This window comes from Nonomuraea maheshkhaliensis, from assembly GCF_039529435.1.
In the GTDB taxonomy this organism is placed as follows: Bacteria; Actinomycetota; Actinomycetes; order Streptosporangiales; family Streptosporangiaceae; genus Nonomuraea; species Nonomuraea maheshkhaliensis.
Genome location: NZ_BAAAMU010000032.1, coordinates 18,088 through 39,034, shown reverse-complemented (window position 1 = coordinate 39,034; position 20,947 = coordinate 18,088). Strand labels below are relative to the sequence as shown.

The window sequence follows — 20,947 nt, the reverse complement described above, 5'->3', positions numbered from 1 at the left end:
CGCCCTTTTGAGGGGGATAGAGCAGGGATGACCTTCCATGTCGAGTCCGAGGTCGGACGGCTGCGCCAGGTCCTGGTGCACAAGCCCGACCTCGCGCTGAAACGACTGACCCCCACCAGCAAGGACGCCTTCCTCTTCGACGACGTGCTCTGGGTGCAGCGGGCGGTCGAGGAGCACGAGGAGTTCCAGCAGGTGCTCACCGACCGGGGCGTGGTCGTCCACGAGCTGGCCGACCTGCTCAGGGAGACGGTGGAGATCCCCGAGGCCCGCAAGCACATCCTGGACGCGGTCATCGACGAGCGCTGGCTGGGCCCCGTCGCCATCGACGACATCCGCAACACCCTCGACGGGCTCGACTCCGCCACCCTCCAGCTCTACCTGACCGGCGGCATCACCAAGCGCGAGCTGGTCGCGATGGGCTGCGAGCCCAAGGCGGTGACCTTCCACGCCACGGGCGACGACGACTTCATCCTGCCGCCGCTGCCCAACCACCTGTTCACCCGCGACACGTCCTGCTGGATCTACGACGGCGTGTCGATCAACGCGATGAAGAAGAAGGCCCGCATGCGCGAGACGGTCAACATGGAGGCCGTCTACATGTATCACCCGACGTTCGCCGGCGGCTTCAACCGGCCCGGCCAGGGCGGCTACCACTGCTGGATGCCCGGCCAGTCGGTGGGCCCCGCCACCATGGAGGGCGGCGACGTGCTGGTCATCGGGCGCGGCGCGGTGCTGATCGGGATGAGCGAGCGCACCCAGCCGCAGGCGGTCGAGATGCTGGCGCAGCGGCTGTTCAGGGCCGGCTCCGCGCACACGATCGTGGCGCTCGACATGCCGAAGGCGCGCGCGTTCATGCATCTCGACACCGTGATGACGATGCTGGACGTGGGGGTGTTCACCAAGTACGCGGGCCTCGGCATGCTGCCCGCGTACACCATCGAGCCCGGCGACACCCCCAAGGAGCTGAAGGTCACCGACCACCCGCCGCAGGACATGCACAAGGCCATCGCGCACGCGCTCGACCTGCCGGACATCACGGTCCTGACACCCACCCAGGACGTGTACGCGGCCGAGCGGGAGCAGTGGGACGACGGCTGCAACGGCCTCGCGGTCGAACCCGGCGTGGTCGTGGCCTACGAGCGCAACACCACCACCAACAACCATCTGCGTGACAACGGCATCGAGGTGATCACGATCAGGGGCAGCGAGCTCGGCCGGGGCCGCGGGGGGCCGCGGTGCATGAGCTGCCCGCTCGAACGTGACGCCGTCTAGGGGGATCTGGTCCAGATGAGCACCGCCCAGATGAGCACAGCCCGGGTGAGCGCGGCACGATGACGGCCGTCGACCTGCGCGAGCGCAGTTTCCTGAAAGAGCTCGACTTCACGCCGGACGAGCTCGGCTTCCTGCTGCGCCTGTCGTCCGAGCTGAAGGCGGCCAGGCACGCCGGCGCCGAGCGGCCGCGGCTGCGCGGCAGGAACATCGCGCTGATCTTCGAGAAGACCTCCACGCGCACCCGCTGCGCCTTCGAGGTGGCCGCCCACGACCAGGGGGCGCACACGACCTACCTCGATCCGGCCGGCACCCAGCTCGGGCACAAGGAGTCGGTGGCCGACACCGCGCGGGTGCTGGGCCGCATGTACGACGGCATCGAGTACCGCGGCAGCAGGCAGGCCCACGCCGAGGAGCTGGCGGCGCTGTCGGGGGTGCCGGTGTGGAACGGGCTGACCGACGAGTGGCATCCCACACAGACGCTGGCCGACATGCTCACCATGCGCGAGCACGCCGGCCGGCCGCTGCGCGAGGTGTCCTTCGCCTACCTGGGCGACGCGCGCAACAACATGGGGCACTCGCTGCTGGTGACGGGCGCCATGTTCGGCATGGACACCCGCGTCGTGGCTCCCAGGGCGCTGTGGCCCGATCCGGAGTCCGTGCTCGGGCCGGCCGAGCGGGTGGCGGCCGGCACCGGCGCCACGATCACCGTGACCGACGACGTGAACAAGGGCGTCAAAGGGGTCGACTTCCTCTACACCGACGTGTGGGTGTCGATGGGCGAGCCCGCCGAGGTGTGGGACGAGCGGATCAAGCTGCTGCTGCCGTACCAGGTGAACGAGGCCGTGGTGAAGGCCACAGGCAACCCCTCGGTGAAGTTCATGCACTGCCTGCCCGCCTTCCACGACCGCGGCACCGAGGTCGGGCGGGAGATCTACGACAGGACCGGGCTCGACGCGCTGGAGGTGACGGACGAGGTGTTCGAGTCGCCGCGTTCGATCGTCTTCGACCAGGCCGCGAACCGGCTGCACACCATCAAGGCCATCATGGTCGCGACCTTGGGAGACTGAATGCGGGTCATCGTGGCTCTGGGCGGCAACGCCGTCCTGCGGCGCGGCCAGCGGCCGGACGCCGACACGCAGGTCGCCAACGTGCGCACGGCCGTCAGGACGCTCGCCCGGCTCGCGGCCGAGCACGAGCTGGTCATCACCCACGGCAACGGCCCCCAGGTCGGCATGCTGGCCGCGCAGTCGGCCGCCGACCCCGGCCTGACCAGGCCCTACCCGTTCGACGCGCTGGGCGCGCAGACGCAGGGCCTGCTCGGCTACTGGATCCAGCAGGCCCTGCAGAACGCGCTGCCGGGACGCCAGGTGCTGGCCATGGTCACGCAGACGCTCGTCTCGGCCGTCGACCCGGCGTTCGAGCGGCCGGCCAAGTTCGTCGGCCAGGTCTACGAGCGGGAGGAGGCCGAGAAGCTGGCCGCAGAGCGCGGCTGGACGGTCGCCCAGGACGGCCGCCACTGGCGCCGCGTCGTCCCCTCCCCCGCCCCGCAGCGCGTGGTCGAGACCCGGCTGATCCGCCGGATGACGGGCGATGGCGTGATCGTGGTCTGCGCGGGCGGCGGCGGCATCCCCGTCGTGCGCGACGAGCGCGGGCGGCTGACGGGCGTGGAGGCCGTGATCGACAAGGACCTCACCACCTCGATGCTGGCCGAGGCGCTCGACTGCGACGCGTTCCTGAGCCTGACCGACGTGCCGCGCGTCATGCGCGGCTTCGGCACGCCCGAGCAGAGCGAGATCGGCCACACCACCCCGCACGAGCTGCGGGCGCTCGACTTCCCCGCCGGGTCGATGGGGCCGAAGGTGGAGGCGGTCTGCCGGTTCGTCGAGACGACCGGCGACATGGCGGCCATCGGGCGGCTGGACGAGGCCGAGCGCATACTCGACGGCTCCGCGGGAACCATCGTCACACCCAACGGCAGGTGGCCGCTGACGAGCACGCTGTAGGGGGCGTCCATGACACTGGCCGGGCGTCTCTTGCGCACCAAGCCGACCGAGCGCATCGTGGCCGAGGGCGGTCACGGCGAGGGCGGCGAGCTGCGGCGCACGATGACGTTGTGGCAGCTGACGCTGTTCAGCGTCGGCGCCACGCTGGGCACGGGCATCTTCGTGATCCTCGGGCAGGCGGTGCCCAAGGCGGGTCCGGCGGTGGTGCTGGCGTTCGTGCTGGCGGCGATCACGGCGCTGTTCTCGGCGCTGTCGTACGCGGAGCTGGCCGGCACGATCCCGGTGTCCGGCTCGTCCTACTCGTACGCGTACGCGACGCTGGGCGAGCTCGTGGCCTGGATCTGCGGCTGGTGCCTGATGCTGGAGTACGCCGTCTCCGTGGCGGCCGTGGCCGTCGGCTGGGGCGAATACCTCAACTCCTTCCTGCACGCCCTGTTCGGCTTCGAGCTGCCGGACGCGATCACCCGCTCCCCCGGCCAGGACGGCGGCGTGGTCAACGTCACCGCGATCGTCATCGTGCTGCTGGCCACCTGGCTGCTGCTGTACGGGGCCTCCGAGAGCGCGAAGGCCAACGCGTTCTTCGTGCTCATCAAGATCGCGGTGCTGCTGTTCTTCTGCGCGGTGACGTTCACCGCCTTCCGGTCCGGCAACCTCACGCCCTTCGCGCCCATGGGCGTGGCCGGCGTCACCGCCGCCGCCTCCCAGGTGTTCTTCTCCTACATCGGCTTCGACGCCGCCTCCACCGCCGGTGAGGAGGCCAAGAACCCCAGGCGTGACCTGCCGCTGGCGATCATCCTGTCGCTGGTCATCGTGACCGTCGTCTACGTGCTGGTCGCCCTGGCCGCGGTCGGGGCGATGCCGTGGACCGAGTTCGACGAGGAGGGCACAGAGGCGAGCCTGTCGTACGTCGCCGACCTCGCCGTGGGCGCCACCTGGCCCGGCCTGATCGTCTCCTTCGGCGCGGTCATCGCCATCGCCAGCGTCGTGCTCACCGTCATCTACGGCCAGACCCGCATCCTGTTCGCGATGTCGCGCGACGGGCTCATCCCCCGGATCTTCCAGCGGGTCGACCCGCGCCGGCAGGTGCCGGTCGCCAACACGCTCATCGTGGCCGCGTTCATCTCCGTGCTGGCCGGGCTGGTGCCGCTCGGTCAGCTCGCCGAGGCGACCAGCATCGGCACGCTGTTCGCCTTCGCCATCGTCAACGTCGGCGTGCTCGTCCTGCGTTACCGCAGCCCCGAGCTGCCGCGCGGCTTCCGCACGCCGCTGTTCCCGGCCACGCCGGCGCTGGGCGCGATCCTGTGCGTCGTGGTCATGGCGGGGCTGGCCGGGGTCACCTGGCTGGCGTTCGCGCTGTGGATGCTCGCGGGCCTGATCTGCTACTTCCTGTACGGCTATCGCCATTCACGGCTGAACGCCGAGGTGGGCTCATGAAGCTGGACAACGTACTGGCCGGATACGTGGCGGGCCCGCGGGGGCGCGACGGGCTGGCCCTGGCCGTGCTGCTCAGGGACCAGGCGCGGGCGCGGCTGACGGTGGCGAACGTGCTGCCGCCCGCCACCTCCGCGCCGGGGCCCGCCAGGGCCGAGGAGAGCGCGTGGCGGGCCTACCTGCACGAGCAGGCCGCCGCCACCCTCGCCCAGGCCCGCGAGCTGGCCGGCGACGACGCCGAGTACATCACGCACACCCATCGGGGCAGCGGGCGCGGGCTGGTGGAGCTGGCGCGCAGGCGCGGCGCGGACGTCGTGGTGATCGGCTCGGCGCCGGGGCGCGGCAGGGGGCTCATCTCGGTGGGCAGCACCGCCGACCAGCTCCTGCACAGCTCCTCCGTTCCCGTCCTGCTCGCACCGCGCGGCTACGGCGACGAGCCGCCGGCCGCCTTCGACCGTCTCACCGTGGCCTACCGGCGCGGCCCCGGCTGCGACGTGGCGGTCAAGGACGCGGCCAGGGCGGCCGCGGCGCTCGACGTGCCGCTGCGGCTGATCACGCTGGTGGTCAGCAGCGGCAGGCGGGTGAGGATCGAGGAAGAGATGCTCGCCCGTCTGCGCGACCAGGCCGCGGCCGACCTGCGCGCCGCGGCCAGGGGGCAGCGGCGCTCGCCCGTGGAGGTCGAAGTGCTGGAGGGCCGCAACGTGGCCCAGGCACTCGCCGCGACCTCGTGGCTGCCCGGCGAGATGATCATATGCGCTTCCAGCGACACCGGGCCACTCAGGCGGGTGTTCCTCGGGGACACCTCGATCAAGATCGTCAGGGCCTCGACCTGCCCTGTCATGGTGCTCATCCGGCAGCCTTGACCGCCGCGAAAATGTCGTCAAACCCTGACGAAGCAGCGTTACCAGTGGGGCATGAGGGGCGTTTGCGGCGTTCCCTACCGGACCGGATTCGGCATCTTTTTTCCAATCAGCTTGACCTTCGGCGTCCACCCCTTTACCGTCACTGTGCGTAACCACACCGCGCGGCGTTCTGGGGTAAACCCAGGGCCATGGCTACCGATGGTGCCGAGCCTGGCATCAGACCCCCCGGTGGCCGGGGCATACGCCGCAAGGGAGCACAATCTACTGAGAGCGATACATACGAGAGCCGGGGGGCCACACGATGCCGTCTGAGTACGCAAAGTCGCTGGGTGCACGACTCCGCGCCATCCGCACCCAGCAGGGGCTGTCCCTGCATGGAGTCGAGGAGAAGTCGCGTGGCAGGTGGAAAGCCGTAGTCGTTGGCTCTTATGAGCGCGGCGACCGAGCGGTGACCGTGCAGAAGCTTGCCGAGCTTGCCGACTTCTACGGGGTGCCCGTCTCCGAGCTGCTGCCGGGCGGAGCCGCCCCCAGCCCGCTCGGGCCGACACCCAAGCTTGTGATCGACCTGGAGCGCCTGGCGACCCTGCCCAAGGAGAAGGCCGGCGCCCTTGCCCGTTACGCCGCGACGATCCAGAGCCAGCGCGGCGACTACAACGGCAAGGTGTTGTCGATCCGCCAGGAGGACCTGCGCTCCCTGGCCGTGATCTACGACAAGTCGCCGAGCGAGCTGACCGAGGAGCTGATCAGCTGGGGCGTCCTCGACGCCGAGGCCCGCCGGGCCGTGGAGTCCTTCTGAGACGTCCTTGAGGTCGTCCGGCCTCGGGCCCGCTGGTCCTCCAGCCCGAGGTCTGCCACTTTGAGACAGTCAGCTTGAGGCCCCCGGCGGTTCCGTTCCACGCCGGGGCCGCCAGTTCAGACCCTCGGTCCACGGACGCCCGTCCGAAAGCCACCCGCTTCACCCTGGGGCCCGCCGCACACCGGCGGGCCCTTCGGCATCCCCTGCCGAGCCGGGCACGGCGTCGCGCGCTCACGGGCGTGCGGGCCCGGGCGTTGTGCCGCTCCGCGCCTCAGGAAGCCATCCCGCAGGCAAGCAGCCCAGCCGGCGGGCCACGATGGCGGTTGCCGCTCGTGGTCCTGGTGGAGGCGCCGGACCGGCGCGCTCGGCAGCGCGCAGGCGCGTCGGCCAGGCGCGAGTGTGCCGGAGGCCGCCCCGCTCGGAACGGGCCGCGCCCGGAAGGCATCGCACCCGAAAGCAGCCCAGGCGTCGAGGGCCGCCGGTGATCGCCTTGGTGGCGGTGCCGGCCGGGCGCGCTCGGCGCAGCGGCACCGAAAAGCGCGCGAAGGGCGCGAGCCGGGCTGTGGATGCGGCAGGAGGCGACCCGGTCCAGACGGGTCGCGGCCGGGGGGACACCCCGCCGAAAGGAGTCCTGGCCGGAGGCGGGGTGCGTCCGGGGGACACACCTCCGCAGGGGCGGCCCGGCCGGGGCAGGGCACGCCCGGGGGACATCTCGCCGGAAGGGGGCCCGATCGGAGGGAACGCGTCCGCGCGAAGCCAGCCCGTCGGCCGCACAGCCGCCGGGGGATGCCGCCACCGGCCGGGACGGCCACCGGGCGTCAGGGCGAGCGCCGGGCCTCTTGCCGGGGCATAGGGGAAGACGCCGGTCAGCCGGCCAGTGGGACGTTCACCGGGAGCTGGGGCTGCCCTGGAACGCCCAGGAGGTCTTCGACCGCCGAGACGAAGGTCTCGGCCTCGGCCAGGATCTCGTCCGCGTCGGCGGCGCTGATGCGGCGCACCATGCCCGCCTCCGCCGCCGCGCGCTTGTCGGCGGTGGTGGCGAAGTAGGCGGCCCACTCGGCCAGGTGCGGCTCCGCCTCCGGCAGCAGCTCCCACGCGCTGCGCAGGCGGCGCCGGCGCCCCTCCATGGGGCGGGGCCGGGCGGCCAGGATCGCCGCCGCCGCTCGGAGAGCCGCCAGGTGGGCGGCCACATATCGGGATGCCGGGGTGCGAGCGCCGGTCGCATCCGCCAGGCAGGAACGTGAATCGGTCAGGTGTGCCCGAACCGCAGCCGACAACCGGGGCCCGGGCGTTTCTCTAGGCCGTGGTGCCATCTTGCGCGCCTCCTTGGAGTCGTGGGCGGCGTCCGGCGTCTCCGCCGGTGGTGCCAACAATCGCAGACGCCACCGACATTTCCGCCGGGCTGGCCGGACGAGGAGCTTCCCCTCACCCCGTCCGGCCAGGACACGCCCGCTCGTCTCCGCCGACGACGAGGACGCGCCCTTCGCCCGTGGAGCCTGGCCGCGGGGATCGCTTGGGGAAGCGAACGGCCCGCGACCAGGTCCTGGTGACGTTGAGCCGCGAGCCTCACCGTCACTAGGTCGAACATAATTTCGATCACGCTCGGTGTCAACCGATTCCACGAACACAGGTTCGATGACCATGAAGAAAAAGTGCCCACCAGTGACCGCTGACCGCCGCGTTCGCGCCGCCGTACGGGCATTCGCGCCGCCGTACGGGCATGAGAGAGCCGCCGTCGCGGGACAGGGCGCGGCGGCGGCGGATGGGCGTCAGGAGGGCGTCAAGGGGACGCCGGCCCTCACTCGACCGAGATGGCCCCGGACGGGCACAGGGTCACGGCACGGCGTACGGCGTCCTCCAGATCCCGCGGCGGCGCCTCCTGCAGGAGCACGACCGTGCCCTCCTCCTCACTCTGATCGAACACCGCCGGCACCGTCAGCGCGCACATGCCCGCCCCGATGCACACCGATTCGTCTGCCTTGATCTTCATCTTGACCTACCAAGTGACAGGGAGGCGGTGCACTCCGTAGATGGACATGTCCGAGCGCATCGGCACCTCCTCGGGTGTTACCGCCAAGCGTAGGCCAGGCAGGCGGCGCAGCAGCGCGGGGAAGGCGATGCGCATCTCGGCGCGGGCGAGCTGCTGGCCGAGGCACTGGTGGATGCCGTGGCCGAAGGTGAGGTGCCCACCGGCGGGGCGGGCGAGGTCGAGCTCGTCGCCGCCGGCGAAGCGGGAGGGGTCGCGGTTGGCGGTGGGCAGGTGGAGGGTGACCGTCTGCCCGGCCTCGATCGTGACGCCCTCGATCTCCACGTCCCGCAGCGCCGTACGGATCGGGCCGAGGTGGATGATCGTGAGGTAACGCATCAGCTCCTCCACGCCGTTGTCCACCGCCGCCGGGTCGTCGCGCATCGCGGCGAGCTGGTCGGGGTTCGTGAGCAGCGCGTACGTCCCCAGCCCGAGCATGTTGGCGGTCGTCTCGTGCCCGGCGATCAGCAGCAGGAGCGCGACGCCGGTGAGCTCCTCGTCGTTCAGCTCGCCGGTCTCGATGAGCCCGCTGATGAGGTCGTCGGCCGGCTGGGCGCGCTTGCGCTGGATCAGCCCGTACATGAACGCGGAGATCCGCCCCAGGGCCGCCAGGGCGTCGTCGGCCTCGGTCTCCAGGCTGGCCAGGAGCTTGGTGTCCTGCTGGAAGCTCGAGCGGTCCTCGTACGGCACCCCGAGCAGTTCGCAGATCACCAGCGACGGGATCGGCAGCGCGAACTCCTGCACGAGATCCACCGGGCCGCCCGCGGCGACCATCGCGTCGAGGCGCGCGTCGACGATCTCCGCGATGCGCGGTTCGAGGAGTTTCATCCGGCGCACCGTGAACTGCCCGGTCAGCAGCTTGCGGAAGCGCGTGTGCTCGGGCTCGTCCATGCGCAGGAAGAACCCGGGCGGCAGCTTGGCCTTGCCCTTGTCCGACAGGTTCATCCTGGCGGCCTTGATCGGCGGATGCTGCTTCTCGGTCAGGTTGCTGAAGTGGGGGCTCGCCAGCACCGCGCGGGCGGCCGCGTAGCCGGTCACCAGCCAGCCCTGGTGGCCGTCGGCGTACGTCATGCGGTGCAGGGCGCCGTGTTGTCGCAGCTCCGTGAGCTTTTCCGGCGGGTCGAGCGGGCGCCGGCGGGTGGTGGGCATGGTCAGTTCGGACATGATCGGGCTCCTTTCCTGTCTCCCTTCCTAGAAAACCTCAACGGATGCAAAATTTCAATGGATGCAACACCTCAATCCATGCAGTACAGTTCCGGCATGGCGGGTCTGAGGGAGCGCAAGAAGCAGCGCACGCGGCAGGCGCTGATCGAGGCGGCGTTCCGGCTGTTCGACGAGAAGGGCTTCGAGGAGACGACCCTCGCGGAGATCGCGGCCCAGGCCGAAGTCTCGACGCGCACGTTCTTCAGCTACTTCGCCAGCAAGGACGACCTGATCTTCCATGACAGCGACCAGCGCCTGGAGCTGGCCGTCGGCGTCATCGCCGGGCGGGCGCCGGGAGAGTCGCTGGTCGGCGTGCTGCACCGGCTCGTCGACACCAGCGTCGAGAACACGCTGAACCAGACGCTCGGCAAGAAGGAGGCGGCGGTGCGCACGCGCCTCATCCTGACCGAGCCGTCGCTGCAGGCCCGGGGGCTGCACCTGCTGTTCGACACCCAGCTGCGGCTGGCCAGGGCGCTGCACGAGTCCTTCGCCGGGGAGCTGACCATGGTGGAGGCCGCCGCGGCGATCGGGGCGCTGATCGGGGCGGTGAAACTGGCCGTCGTGGCCGATCTCCGGCCTGACCGCACGTTCGACGAGATCCTGGACACCGCCCGGCGGGCGGCGGAGATCGCGGTCTCCGGCCTGGGCTCCCTCTCCTGATCCCCGTTCCCGCTCGGCGCTCCTCTCCTCTCGGCAGGCGGCCGGGCCGGTGGTGGCGGGTCGCTCGGATCAAGGTCTTTTGAGAGGCTGTCCCCTGAGCCGAGCGGAGAGGAGCGCCGATGGCGGGCAGCGGCCGGGGGCGGGTGGTCGGTCTCGTTCTGCTGGCCATGGGGCCGGTCCTGGTCGCGGCGTACGCGGGCGCGGGACACGTGGCCGTCCGGGCGGGGGTGCGGGCACAGGTGACGGGCCCTGGGTGGCAGGGCGGCCGGATCGACGCCGCCGGCATGACCTCGCTCGGGGTGGACGCCTGGCGGCTGACCTGGTGGACCGCCGCGTTCGCCGGTCTGCTGGCGCTGGCGTACGTGGTCATCGGAGCGCTGCTGCGGCGCGGGCGCAGGGGCCGCACCCCCTTACTGGTGCTGTCGGGGCTGCTGATCCTCCCCTACGCCCTGAGCTTCGTCGTGGCGCTGGTCAACCCTGTCGCGCTGCTGGCCCGGCCGTACCAGTCGCCCGACTTCGCCGCCGGCCTGCCCCCGTGGCAGCCGGCCACCGCCTACCTCCTGCTCGCCGCGGGCCTCGCGCAGGGCGCGGGGCTGGCGCTGGCGGCCGTCGAGGGCAGGCGCACCGCCCTCAGCCGGCCGCGGCCTCAGCGCTGAGCCCCACAGCGGCCTGGTTCACGGCCGCCGCGATCAGGTCGCGAACGGGGCGCGGCGACTCCACGAACGCCGGCAGGTCGCTCCTCTTGGCCTCCAGCAGCCCGGCCACCGCGTTGGCGTACATGGAGATCGAGTGTCCCGCCTGGTACGGCTCCATCCCCGCCAGCGCCGGCCGCGCCGCCCCCGGCGGCACCGCCGCGTACGTCACCGGCCGTCCCAGCGCCTCGGCGATGATCGCGGCCAGGTCGTGCCCGCCGACCGCGCTCAGCCCCTCCAGCTCGTACGTACGCCCGGCGTGCCGCCGCTCCCCGCCCGCGACCACGTCGTGCCACGCCTCGGCCGCCACCCGCACCGCCACGACGGCCAGGTCCACCCTGGCCACCACCGACACCCGGCCCGCGCCGAGCGGCGCCGCGAACACCCCGCCGTCCACCGCGCCAGGCAGGCCCGCGAGCGCCAGGCTCGCCGCGATCTCGGCGTACAGGCCATTGCGCAGCACGGTGACGTCGAACGGCGCCCCGGCCAGCCGTGCCTCGGTCCACCGGTGCGCCAGGGCGATCGTGAGCCGCTCGCTCGACCCGGCCAGGCTGGTGTAGATCACGTGCTCGACGCCCGCGCCCGCGGCCGCCCCGACCACCGCGCCGTGCCGGGCGAGCACGACGTCGTCCTCGGCGTACCCGGCCGACACGAACACCAGCACCTTCGCCCCCGTGAACGCCTCCTCCAGCGTCCGCGGACGGTCGAAGTCGGCGTGGCGCACCGCCTCCCCGTCGCCGGAGCTGCTGGCCCCGATCACCGCCATGCCCTCCACGGCCCGCAGGCCGGTCAGGATCGAACCGCCCAGCGCGCCGGACACACCCGTAACGACGATCATGAAACTCCCCTAATGTGGTCATCGCAGGTCAACGACCTAAAGGATGGGGCGTTCCGGCGCTCGCCGTAAGGAGGCACTCTCATGTCGGTCGCGCACACCGGGGTAACCCTCCAGCCCACGGGCCCGTGCGGAGACGACGACTGCGGGATCAGGGACGTCCTCGACCGCATCGGCGACAAGTGGACGGTGCTGGTGCTCGTGGAGCTGGCCAAAGGGGTGCGCCGGTTCAGGGAGCTGGAGCGGGCGGTGCCGGGGATCTCGCAGCGCATGCTGACGCTGACGACACGGCGGCTGTGCCGTGACGGGCTGGTCGAGCGCACGGCGTACGCGACGATCCCGCCGCAGGTCGAATACCGGCTGACGCCGATGGGCGCCAGTCTGGCGGAGGCCGTGGCGCGGCTGGCCGACTGGTCGCGCGAGCACAAGGACGCCATGGAGGACGCCCGCGGGCGCTGGGACGCCGCGCACGCGGACGAGCCCTGACCACCGCCGGCGAGAAACCCAGGCGCGAGGGCCGCCGGCCGGGCTCAGGCGCGCCTGAAGCGGCCCTTGACGTGCACCGGCACGCCCTTGCCGAGCAGCCCCGGCAGGACCTGGGCCACGTTCATCGGCATGCGCACGCACCCGTGGGAGGCCGGGTAGAGCGGCACCGACAGCGCCCCGTGGAAGGCGATGCCGCCGTTGAAGAAGATCGGGTTGTAGAGCTGGCCGAGGTAGGACTTGTGCCAGCCGCTGGCGCGCCACGTCGTGCGGTAGTCGCCGGTCGGGGTGGTGGCCGAGCCGCAGAAGCGCTGCTTCCTGCCCTGCCAGGTGGCGGTCTCGCAGTAGGGGACGCCGCTGCCCGAGGAGACGTGGGTGATCAGCTTCGCCTCGCCGCCGACGTACAGGACCATGATCTGCTTGGTCAGGTTGACCTCGGCGCGGGTCGGCTTGCCGTCGGGGACCAGGACCTTCGGCGCCTTGGGCGCCTCAAGGGCCTCCCACGTGCGCCGGGCGACGGTGCTGCTCGGCCTGATGCCGTTGACCTTCTGGAACGCCCACACGGCCGCCAGCGTGGTGCCACCGTACCGGCCGTCGGCCTTGCCCGGCCGGTAGCCGAGCCCGGTCAGGCGCTTCTGCAGCCAGGTGACGGACTTGCCCTTGGCGCCCAGTTTGAGGGTCTTGCGCGGGGCGGTGACGGCCGGCGTCGCCGGGGCCGCGCCGGCGGCCTGGGCGTTCGGCACGGCGGCGGCCGCCAGGGCGGAGGCGCCGGGTGAGAGGACCGGCCGATCGCCTTCCGCTCCCGTCGCGCAACCCGTGAGGACGACCGCACCGGCGGTCAGGAGAGCAGCCACCCCGGGCAGCCGACGAGCCACCACCGTCACCACCTCATCATCGGTCAAGAACGGATCAGAGGACCCTACACCACCCACCATGAATGGGTAATCAGGGCGCCAACCTGTTTAGAGTGTCGTCATGTCTGAGAAGTTGCCCGCGAACGCCCTCATCGTCGAGTCCGCCCTGCGCGAAAGAGGAGCCGGCGGCGAGATCGTGGTCCTGCCCGAGAAGGCCCCCACGGCCGCGACCGCCGCCGCGCAGGTCGGCTGTGAGGTCGGCGCCATCGCCAACAGCCTGATCTTCGACGCCGACGGCGCGCCGCTGCTCGTCCTGACCAGCGGCGCGCACCGGGTGGACGTCGAGCTGATCGCGCGTACGGCGGGCGTGGCGAAGGTGCGCAGGGCGACGCCCGAGTTCGTCAGGGAGGCCACGGGCCAGCCGATCGGCGGCGTGGCCCCGGTCGGGCATCCGGCGCCCGTGCGCACGCTGGTGGACACCTGGCTGAGCAAGCACGAGGTGGTCTGGGCCGCGGGCGGGCATCCGCACACGGTGTTCCCGACGACGTTCGACGAGCTCGTGCGCATCACCGGGGGTACGCCGGTGGACGTCGAGTAGTGTGCGACGGGTGATCGAGTTTCGCGGAGCCGGTCCGGCCGAGTTCACCGAGCGGCTGGAGACAGTGATCGACATTTACGCGGCCGCGATGAAGCCGCCGGTGGACCAGATAGCCGGCCGCAAGACCATCATGCGAAACCACGGGACATATCCCCATTTTCAGTGTTATTTCGCTGAATTGCGTGATTCATCCCCCGATGGGGCGGCTGCTGAACCCAGAATCGTCGGTTTCGCGTACGGATTCCGCGGCGCCCCCGGCCAGTGGTGGCACGACGTCGTCTGGCGCGGCCTGGCCGACCGGCTGGGCCAGGAGGCGGCCGACGCCTGGATGGGGTACGCGTTCGAGCTGGCCGAGATCCACGTGCACCCCGAGTGGCACAACAAGGGCATCGGCCGTGCCATGATCACCACGCTGTGCGCGGGCCGCCGCGAGCGCTCGGCCATCCTGTCCACCCACGACCAGCCGACGGCCGCCCGCCACCTCTACGCCAGCATGGGCTTCACCGACCTGCTGACCCGCTTCGTCTTCCCCGGCGGGCACGAGGAGTACGCGATCGCCGGCCGCCCGCTCCCGCTCACCTGAGTTCGCTTACGTGACCCGTGGTTTACCAGGCATGACGTGGGGCAGAAACTAGTCACGGAAAGTGATCGACCCTTTACCGATTGTCCAGTGTCCCCTGCCCGTCACCCGCCCGGTCCCCCTGCGGGCGGGTGGCGGGCCCGCTCCGGCGGCCGCGGTGACACCCGGGCCGCACCTCCGCCGGCCGCGGTGACATCCGGGTCCGCGTGTCGGTGCTGATCCCTATCATGCTGCCCCAGAGATCGTCCGCATCGATGGGGGTCCCACCGTGGAGCGTCTGTCCGTGAAGATCGTCGAGGGCCCGTTCGCCGGCCTCGACGCGGAGCTCGTCGCCGTGGACGGCCCGAGGCTGACCGCCCGCCTCTCGATCCTGGATCGCGAGACGACGATCGAGCTCCACCGCGACCAGGTCGAACGTCCTGAGGACCTGCCCGGGCCGTGGCACGAGGAGGAGGACGACGAGCGGGTCCGCGCCGAGCTGCGCGAGCGGACGGTGGCGCAGTACGACGACCTCGCCCACATCGAGAAGTTCGGCTTCTTCCTCGAACGCGCCGATCTCCCCGGGCAGGACCCGGCCCAGGAGTGGGACGCCTACCTCGCGCTGTGCCCCGAGGTCGACGCCGGGGTGCGGCGGCGGAAGGCGGCGGCGCTGGCGGCGTTCGATCAGGAGATCGCTCCCCTGCCGGCCGCCGAGGCGCGCCGGCGGGTGGCGGCCGACCCTGTCCGCTGGCTTCCCGCCGAGGCCGCCATGAAAGAGCGCCGGTCCCGCTGTCCGGGCCTCGACGGACCCACGCCCGAAGAACGACTGCGGGCGGCGATCTTCGGCGGACCCGATCCGGCGCCGTCTGTGTGGGAACGGGCCCATCATCGGCGGGCCACCGCACGTTCCGCCGCCGAGCTGCGCGACTACGCGGCATGGAAGGCGGCGAACCGGTCGCCGGACGAGCACGAGCGGCTGAGGTCGGCCGCAGCGGCCCAGGCCGAGCGCGAACGCGCCGCGATCGAGGCCCGCGTCACCCGCGACTGGGGATTCCGGCTTCCTGACTCGATCTTCCGGTTCCGGACCTTCCTGCTGTCCCTGTGCCCGGCCGGCAAGCAGGCTCTTTACGACCTCGAACTGTCCCCGTTCGGGATCATGGACCTCTTCGGCGATCCGCACCGCCGCTGCCGCGACGGCATCGACGTGCGCGTGCACGGCCGCTACTACCGCGACCCGCCCGAGTTCCTCACGTTCATGCACGGCGGCACCGACGGGCTGCACTTCGGGCTCTGGTACGACGACGGCCGCACCTGCACCGGCGTCGCCTCGTACTACAACAACGACGGCGGTGGCGTGGGCCTGCCCTCGGGCACCCCTCTTGAGGCCGTCCGCGACAGGCTCGAATGGCGATGGCGCGACCTCTCGTCCGAGGACGGCGACCCGGCCGATCCCCTGGATCCCGACGTGGTCGTACCACGGCACCGGCTGCGGCTGCTGCGCGAGGTCCTGACGACCTTCGAGACCGGCGACCGCGACGAACACGGCGAGGACTACCACGACGCCCGCGGCCACTCCCCCGAGCTGCTGGAGCACGGAGACCCCGACCGGCTGCAGACCCTGGACGGCGGCGGCGCACTCGCCGGAGGCAGCACCCTGATCGAGGGCGACACAGCGATCACAGGCGACACGACGATCGAGCGCGGCCGGCAGCGACCGTGGGACGACTACGACTTCTGCACGACCCTGCGCAAGGAGCTGACCGGCGACCCGGCCGCCCGCGCGGCCCGGGTCGCCGAGGCGCTGCGCCGCTGCGCCGCCGGATCCCCCGCCGACGCGCTCGCCCTCGGCCGCGACCTGCACTGGATCAGCGCGGGCGACCCGGCACGCGAAGCCCAGGCGAACGAGCTGCTCACCACGGCCTCCCGCGCCCTGGGCCGCGACAACCTCGCGGCGATCGCCGAGGCCCATCACCGCCACCGCGATCTGCCCCAGGTGCACGTCCTGGAAGGGACCTGACACGCGCACACCAGCGCCCAGCGGCCCGGGCTCAAGCGGCCGGGCTCAAGCGGCCGGGCTCAAGCGGCCGGGCTCAAGCGGCCTGGCCCCCGCGGCCGGGCTCAAGCGGCCGGGCGCGCGCGACCGTGCGCAGGCGACCGCTCCGGAGCAGCCGCGCCCGGGCCGGCGGCCCTGCTCAGACGGCCCTGCTCAGACGGCCCGCGCAGACGGACGCGCGCAGACGGACGCGCTCAGGCCGCGACGCGCAGGCGGCTGCGCGCAGGCGGCCGGGATCAGGCGGACAGCGGGATGCGCTCCAGCCGCTGGAACACCTCGCGCGACGCACTCGACCGGTTGAACGTGATGAAGTGGATCCCCGGCGCGCCCTCGTCGAGCAGCCGCTGGCACAGCTCCGCCCCGTGGTCGATGCCGAGCCGCCGCACCGCCGCCGGGTCGTCCTTGACCGCCTCGAACCTGGCCGCCACGTCCGGCGGGAACGGCGCCCCCGACAGCTGCTCGGAGCGGGCGATCGTGCTCATCTGGGTGACCGGCATGATGCACGGGATGATCGGCGTGTCACAGCCCCTGGCCGCCACCCGGTCACGCAGCCGCAGGTAGTCGTCGGCCTGGAAGAACATCTGCGTGATCGCGTAGTCGGCCCCGGCCCGGCACTTGCGTACGAAGTACTCGGTGTCGGACTCGATGGAGGGCGAACGCGGATGCTTGTAGGGGAAGGCGGCCACGCCGACGCAGAAGTCGCCCGCCTGGCGGATCAGGCGGACGAGCTCCTCGGCGTAGAGCACGCCCTCGGGGTGCTGCACCCACTCGGCCGTCGGGTCGCCGGGGGGATCGCCGCGGACCGCCAGGATGTTGCGCACGCCGGCGTCGGCGAAGCGCCCCACGAGGTGGCGCAGCTCGCGGACGGAGTGGTCGACCGCGGTGAAGTGGGCGACAGGAGTGAGCGTGGTGTCATGGGCGATCCGCTCGACGATGTCGACCGTGCGGTCACGGGTGGAGCCGCCGGCGCCGTACGTCACGGAGACGAACGTGGGCCGCAGCGACTCCAGCTCCCTGATCGCCCGCCACAACTGTTTGGCGCCCTCGTCGGTCTTCGGCGGGAAGAACTCGAAGGAGAACGACCGGCCGCCGGCGGCGAGCATGTCGCGGACGGTGGGAACACGATCGGGCCTTACAGAGGGTCGACCAAGAGCCATGCCCACAAGATTAGCGCCACATCTCGCAGACCTGCCGGTCAGACAGACACCCTGGAGATCCGCACCCTCGCTCCCGGCCACTAGTCTCATGGGCATGACCACTGACGCGGCCGGCCTGGAGATCCTGCGCGCGCAGGTCGAGCGCGCCCTCGGAGAGTTCGTCGGACGGCAGCTGCCCGACGGCGGCGACCCCGAGTTCGCGCCGCTGCGCGAGGCGGCCGACAAACTGCTGTCCGGCGGCAAGCGACTGCGGCCGGCGTTCTGCTACTGGGGGTGGCGCGGCGCCGGCGGCACCGACGTGCCCGGCATCTTCACCGCCGCCGCCTCGCTGGAGCTGCTGCAGGCCAGCGCGCTGGTGCACGACGACGTGATGGACAAGAGCGATCTGCGCAGGGGCATGCCGTCCGCGCACCGCCGTTTCCAGGCGATGCACGAGAAGTCGGGCTGGCACGGCTCGGCGGAGCAGTTCGGCGAGGGCGCGGCGATCCTGCTGGGCAACCTGCTGCTGATCTGGTCGGGCGAGATGTGGCGGGCCAGCGGGCTGCCGCGCGAGTCGCTGGAGGCGGCCCAGCCCGTCCACGACCACATGCGCACCGAGCTGATGTGCGGCCAGTATCTCGACCTGCTGGAGCAGGCGCACGGGGAGAACTCGTTCGAGTCGGCGCTGCGGGTGGCGCTGTACAAGAGCGGCAAATACTCGGTGGAGCAGCCGCTCAGGCTGGGGCTGGCGCTGGCCGGGCGGGAGCTGGCGCCGTGGATGGACGAGCTGTGCGCCGGGTTCGGGCGGCAGGTCGGGATCGCGTTCCAGTTGCGCGACGACATCCTCGGGGTCTTCGGCGACCCGGCGCAGACGGGCAAGCCCGCCGGCGACGACCTGCGGGAGGGCAAGCGGACGATGCTGGTGGCCCGCACCCTGGCCGCGGCCTCGCCCGCCGAGGCCGGCACCGTGCGCCGGCTGCTCGGTGATCCCGCGCTGGACGAGGGCGGGATCGAGACGCTGCGGCAGATCATCGACGACACCGGAGCGCTGCGGGAGTGCGAGGACCTGATCGGCGACTACCTGGGCGAGGCGCTGGGGGCGCTCGGCGCGGTCGTGGTCACGCCGCAGTCGCGCGCCGCGCTGACCGACCTGGCCATCGCCGCCACCAGCCGCAAGACCTGACCCCCCGCCGGCTCGCCGACCGGCCCGCCGTCCGACCGCTCACCCGCCGCACGGCCGACGGCCGACCGGCGGTTCAGCCGGTCGGCGGTGTTCGGCGGTTCAGCCGGCCGGCAGGCGTTTGGCGAACTCGGCGGCGCCCGCGCCCGGGTCGTCGGCGTCGGTGATCGCGCGGACGACCACCACCCGGCTCACCCCGTACGACATCACCTCGTCCAGGTTGGCGAGGTCGATGCCGCCGATCCCGAACCACGGCCGCGAGGTGCCCAGCGACGCCGCGTGCCGCAGCAGCGACGGGCCGGGAGCCGGGCGGCCGGGCTTGGTCGGTGTGGGCCAGACGGGCCCGCAGCAGAAGTAGTCGACGCCCTCCTCCACGGCCGCGGCGGAAGCCTCGGCGGCGGAGTGGGTGGACCGTCCGATGACGATGTCGTCGCCGAGTATCTCTCGCGCGACCGTCACAGGAAGGTCGTCCTGCCCCAGATGGAGCACGTCGGGGCGGGCGGCGTACGCGATGTCCGCCCGGTCGTTGACAGCCAGAAGCTTGCCGTGCCGGTCGCAGGCGTCGCGGAAGACCTCGAGGAGCGCGAGTTCTTCGCGTGCCTCAAGACCCTTCTCCCGCAGCTGGATGATGTCCACGCCGCCGGCCAGCACCGCGTCGAGGAACTCCGCCAGATCGCCGCGGTCGCGGCGGCCGTCTGTGCAGAGATAGAGGCGCGCGTCAGAAAGCGAGGGCTTGGGCACGCCGCTTGACCTCGGTATGACGGCCGGCCCTGATCGCCTCGACGGGCGATCCTGGCAGCGACTCGTCGGGGGTGAAGAGCCAGCGCAGCGACTCCACGTCGTCGTAGCCGGCATCCTGCAACACCGTCAGGGTGCCGGGCAGGCCCTTCATCACGTCCTTCCCATCGAGGAACACCGCGGGCACCTGTGGCCCGCCGCCGCCCCGGCGCACGCCGAGGAGCTTGTGGTCCTTCAGGAGCTGCTTGGCCCGGCCGATCGAAAGGTCGAGGCGCCTGGCCACTTCGGGGAGCGTGAGCCACTCGTCGATGAGCTGCTCGGTCTCCCGGTCGATCTGTGCAACAGAAAGCGTCACGAAACCACAACTACCACATGCCGTGCTTGCTCAAACAACACAATCCCGTAGAGAGACTTGTGGATCTACCAGGCGTTCCGTGTCCAGACGGTGACCGGCGTCGATGATCCGCCGCCCCTGTACGAGGTCGCGCGGCCGGTCCACGGCCAGTACGGCGGCCAGAGTGTCGTCCTCGGTGAGCCAGACGGCCGACCATTTGCCCTCGGGCTCGCCCCGGTAGACGAGCCGCTCGCCGGCCGGATGGTGTCCGGCGTACTGGATCATGTGGCCGAACTGCTCGGACCAGAAGTAGGGCACCGGGTCGTAGACCGCCTCCTCCCCCAGCAGCGTCGCGGCGGCGACCTCGGGGGCGTTGAGCGCGGTGTCCCAGTGTTCGACCCTGAGCCTGGTGCCCCAGCGGCGCGACCACCAGGCGGCGCAGTCGCCCACGGCGACGGTGCCGGGCAGCGAGGCGCGCAGGTGCTCGTCGGTGACGACGCCGTTGTGCAGGTCGATGTCGGCCTCGGCCAGCCACCCGACGGCGGGCCGTACGCCGATGCCGGTGACGACCACGTGGGCCTCGATGAACTCGCCGCCCACCAGCCGCACGCCGCCCTCGTCCACGGAGTCGACCATGGCCCCGAGGCGCAGGTCGATGCCGTCGTACCAGGGCACGGTGCGCGCGCCGATCTCGGCGCCGACGGCGGTGCTCAGCGGGGCCCGCGCGCTCTCGACGACCGTCACCTCGCAGCCGGCGCGGCGGGCCGCGGTGGCCACCTCGGCGCCGATCCAGCCGGCGCCGATGATCGCCACGCGGGCGCCGGGGACGAGCACGGCGCGCAGCTCGTGGGCGTCGTCGAGGGTGCGCAGCACGTGCTGGAGGCCGTCGCCCGGCAGCCTGATCGGCTCGGCGCCGGTGGCGATGACCAGGCCGTCGTAGCCGATCTCGCCCTCGGTGGTCTCCACGACGCCGGCGCGCAGCGACTTGGCGCTGACGCCCGGCCAGAAGTCGACCTCCAGGGCGTCGAGGTCGGTGTCGACGAAGCTCGTGTCGGCCTCGCCCTTCAGCACGGCCTTCGACAGGGGCGGCCGGTCGTAGGGCCGATGGCGCTCCTCGCCCATCAGCGTGATCCGGCCGGTGAATCCGCGCCCTCGCAGGGCCTCGACCGTACGCAGTCCGGCCAGGCCCGCTCCCACCACCACGACATGGTTCACGTTCAAGACCATAACG

22 protein-coding genes are annotated in these 20,947 nt (G+C 71.8%); 13 read left to right on the top strand and 9 right to left on the bottom strand.

What is annotated here, in order from left to right:
* Positions 1 to 27 precede the first annotated feature (27 nt).
* From ABFX54_RS22450 to bldD, 6 genes are all read left to right on the top strand, one after another.
* The gene (locus ABFX54_RS22450) at positions 28 to 1,272 is read left to right on the top strand and encodes an arginine deiminase (protein ID WP_346107698.1); all 1,245 of its coding nucleotides are present in this window, start codon (positions 28 to 30) and stop codon (positions 1,270 to 1,272) included.
* Between the two features lie 59 nt (positions 1,273 to 1,331).
* The gene (gene argF / locus ABFX54_RS22445) at positions 1,332 to 2,339 is read left to right on the top strand and encodes an ornithine carbamoyltransferase (protein ID WP_346107697.1); all 1,008 of its coding nucleotides are present in this window, start codon (positions 1,332 to 1,334) and stop codon (positions 2,337 to 2,339) included.
* On the top strand, positions 2,340 to 3,275 hold the full coding sequence (gene arcC, locus ABFX54_RS22440) for a carbamate kinase (protein WP_346107695.1): 936 nt from the start codon (positions 2,340 to 2,342) through the stop codon (positions 3,273 to 3,275).
* Positions 3,276 to 3,284: 9 nt separating this feature from the next.
* Positions 3,285 to 4,709, top strand: coding sequence for an amino acid permease (locus ABFX54_RS22435; protein WP_346107693.1), 1,425 nt, complete (start codon positions 3,285 to 3,287; stop codon positions 4,707 to 4,709).
* Positions 4,706 to 5,569 (top strand): universal stress protein, encoded by an 864-nt coding sequence (locus tag ABFX54_RS22430; protein ID WP_346107692.1) that lies wholly within the window; start codon positions 4,706 to 4,708, stop codon positions 5,567 to 5,569. Before ABFX54_RS22435 ends, ABFX54_RS22430 begins: the two co-directional genes overlap by 4 nt.
* 301 nt (positions 5,570 to 5,870) lie before the next feature.
* Positions 5,871 to 6,365: a transcriptional regulator BldD gene (gene bldD, locus ABFX54_RS22425; protein WP_026214021.1), complete on the top strand. Its 495-nt coding sequence runs from the start codon at positions 5,871 to 5,873 to the stop codon at positions 6,363 to 6,365.
* An 866-nt stretch (positions 6,366 to 7,231) separates the two neighbouring features.
* Here bldD and ABFX54_RS22420 read toward each other — a convergent pair.
* The 3 genes from ABFX54_RS22420 to ABFX54_RS22410 form a co-directional block, all read right to left on the bottom strand.
* A complete protein-coding gene (locus tag ABFX54_RS22420) occupies positions 7,232 to 7,678 on the bottom strand; it encodes an SAV_6107 family HEPN domain-containing protein (protein ID WP_346107690.1) in 447 nt (148 codons plus the stop codon).
* Positions 7,679 to 8,163: 485 nt separating this feature from the next.
* Positions 8,164 to 8,355, bottom strand: a complete 192-nt coding sequence (locus ABFX54_RS22415) for a ferredoxin (RefSeq protein WP_346107688.1) — start codon at positions 8,353 to 8,355, stop codon at positions 8,164 to 8,166.
* Positions 8,356 to 8,361: 6 nt separating this feature from the next.
* Entirely contained in the window at positions 8,362 to 9,555 is a 1,194-nt protein-coding gene (locus ABFX54_RS22410) for a cytochrome P450 (RefSeq protein ID WP_346107686.1), read from the bottom strand.
* A 96-nt stretch (positions 9,556 to 9,651) separates the two neighbouring features.
* On the opposite strand from ABFX54_RS22410, the gene ABFX54_RS22405 reads away from it, so the two are divergent.
* Positions 9,652 to 10,254 carry a TetR/AcrR family transcriptional regulator gene (locus ABFX54_RS22405; protein ID WP_346107685.1) on the top strand — a complete coding sequence of 201 codons (603 nt, stop codon included), beginning with the start codon at positions 9,652 to 9,654 and terminating at the stop codon, positions 10,252 to 10,254.
* A 119-nt stretch (positions 10,255 to 10,373) separates the two neighbouring features.
* Positions 10,374 to 10,910 (top strand): hypothetical protein, encoded by a 537-nt coding sequence (locus ABFX54_RS22400; RefSeq protein ID WP_346107683.1) that lies wholly within the window; start codon positions 10,374 to 10,376, stop codon positions 10,908 to 10,910.
* On the opposite strand, the gene ABFX54_RS22395 is transcribed toward ABFX54_RS22400, so the two are convergent.
* The gene (locus tag ABFX54_RS22395) at positions 10,885 to 11,784 is read right to left on the bottom strand and encodes a Rossmann-fold NAD(P)-binding domain-containing protein (RefSeq protein ID WP_346107682.1); all 900 of its coding nucleotides are present in this window, start codon (positions 11,782 to 11,784) and stop codon (positions 10,885 to 10,887) included. The two genes, ABFX54_RS22400 and ABFX54_RS22395, sit on opposite strands and share 26 nt — an antisense overlap.
* An 81-nt stretch (positions 11,785 to 11,865) precedes the next feature.
* Here ABFX54_RS22395 and ABFX54_RS22390 point away from each other — a divergent pair, with 81 nt between their 5' ends.
* A complete protein-coding gene (locus tag ABFX54_RS22390; protein ID WP_346107681.1) occupies positions 11,866 to 12,267 on the top strand; it encodes a winged helix-turn-helix transcriptional regulator in 402 nt (133 codons plus the stop codon).
* Positions 12,268 to 12,311: 44 nt separating this feature from the next.
* On the opposite strand, the gene ABFX54_RS22385 is transcribed toward ABFX54_RS22390, so the two are convergent.
* Positions 12,312 to 13,166 carry a L,D-transpeptidase family protein gene (locus tag ABFX54_RS22385; protein ID WP_346107680.1) on the bottom strand — a complete coding sequence of 285 codons (855 nt, stop codon included), beginning with the start codon at positions 13,164 to 13,166 and terminating at the stop codon, positions 12,312 to 12,314.
* Positions 13,167 to 13,239: 73 nt separating this feature from the next.
* Here ABFX54_RS22385 and ABFX54_RS22380 point away from each other — a divergent pair, with 73 nt between their 5' ends.
* The 3 genes from ABFX54_RS22380 to nusG all read left to right on the top strand — a co-directional run bounded on the left by ABFX54_RS22380 (position 13,240) and on the right by nusG (position 16,292).
* A complete protein-coding gene (locus tag ABFX54_RS22380; protein ID WP_346107679.1) occupies positions 13,240 to 13,716 on the top strand; it encodes a YbaK/EbsC family protein in 477 nt (158 codons plus the stop codon).
* 10 nt (positions 13,717 to 13,726) lie between these two features.
* Positions 13,727 to 14,299, top strand: a complete 573-nt coding sequence (locus ABFX54_RS22375) for a GNAT family N-acetyltransferase (protein ID WP_346107677.1) — start codon at positions 13,727 to 13,729, stop codon at positions 14,297 to 14,299.
* Between the two features lie 280 nt (positions 14,300 to 14,579).
* Positions 14,580 to 16,292, top strand: coding sequence for a hypothetical protein (gene nusG, locus ABFX54_RS22370; RefSeq protein WP_346107675.1), 1,713 nt, complete (start codon positions 14,580 to 14,582; stop codon positions 16,290 to 16,292).
* A 272-nt stretch (positions 16,293 to 16,564) separates the two neighbouring features.
* Here the strand turns inward: nusG and metF are convergent, their stop codons facing one another.
* Positions 16,565 to 17,431 (bottom strand): methylenetetrahydrofolate reductase [NAD(P)H], encoded by an 867-nt coding sequence (gene metF, locus ABFX54_RS22365; protein WP_346107674.1) that lies wholly within the window; start codon positions 17,429 to 17,431, stop codon positions 16,565 to 16,567.
* Positions 17,432 to 17,579: 148 nt separating this feature from the next.
* Between metF and ABFX54_RS22360 the strand changes: the two genes are divergently transcribed.
* Positions 17,580 to 18,647, top strand: coding sequence for a polyprenyl synthetase family protein (locus ABFX54_RS22360; protein ID WP_346107672.1), 1,068 nt, complete (start codon positions 17,580 to 17,582; stop codon positions 18,645 to 18,647).
* A 99-nt stretch (positions 18,648 to 18,746) separates the two neighbouring features.
* On the opposite strand, the gene thiE is transcribed toward ABFX54_RS22360, so the two are convergent.
* Genes thiE through ABFX54_RS22345 form a run of 3 tightly spaced genes read right to left on the bottom strand, consistent with a single transcriptional unit; the run spans position 18,747 to position 20,931 of the window.
* The gene (thiE, locus tag ABFX54_RS22355; protein WP_346107670.1) at positions 18,747 to 19,385 is read right to left on the bottom strand and encodes a thiamine phosphate synthase; all 639 of its coding nucleotides are present in this window, start codon (positions 19,383 to 19,385) and stop codon (positions 18,747 to 18,749) included.
* Positions 19,363 to 19,737: an Rv2175c family DNA-binding protein gene (locus ABFX54_RS22350; protein WP_346107668.1), complete on the bottom strand. Its 375-nt coding sequence runs from the start codon at positions 19,735 to 19,737 to the stop codon at positions 19,363 to 19,365. The genes thiE and ABFX54_RS22350 overlap by 23 nt, the downstream gene beginning before the upstream one ends.
* 30 nt (positions 19,738 to 19,767) lie before the next feature.
* Positions 19,768 to 20,931, bottom strand: coding sequence for an NAD(P)/FAD-dependent oxidoreductase (locus tag ABFX54_RS22345; RefSeq protein WP_346107667.1), 1,164 nt, complete (start codon positions 20,929 to 20,931; stop codon positions 19,768 to 19,770).
* Between the last annotated feature and the right edge of the window lie 16 nt (positions 20,932 to 20,947).